The sequence below is a fragment of the Achromobacter sp. SIMBA_011 genome, from assembly GCF_046535435.1.
Lineage (GTDB): Bacteria > Pseudomonadota > Gammaproteobacteria > Burkholderiales > Burkholderiaceae_B > Achromobacter > Achromobacter dolens.
This window is the reverse complement of sequence record NZ_JAWRWN010001145.1, coordinates 1-240: the sequence shown is the minus strand read 5'-3', so window position 1 is coordinate 240 and position 240 is coordinate 1. Positions and strand designations below refer to the sequence as shown.

At 67.1% G+C, this 240-nt stretch carries 1 protein-coding gene; it reads left to right on the top strand.

All coding sequences use genetic code 11. From position 1 onward, the window contains the following. Nucleotides 1-240 (top strand): POTRA domain-containing protein (locus SB816_RS34625; RefSeq protein ID WP_410548578.1); only part of this gene is annotated, 240 nt, incomplete at both ends.

Sequence of the window (240 nt, the reverse complement as noted above, 5' to 3'; positions counted from 1 at the left end):
CGGCGTACCGGTCCGCGCATGCGCAGCCGCTGCCGCCGCCGATCCGCATCACGAGCATCGAGATCAAGACGACCGGCGGCGTGCCGAAACGCGTCGTCAGCGATGCGCTGCACGTGAAGCCGGGCGACATCTACGATCCGGCGACCGTCAGCCAGGACCTGCTGCGGCTCACGACCGACGGCAATTTCGAAAGCGTGACGCAGCAGATCGTGAGCCACGGCGACGACAACGTGCTCGAGA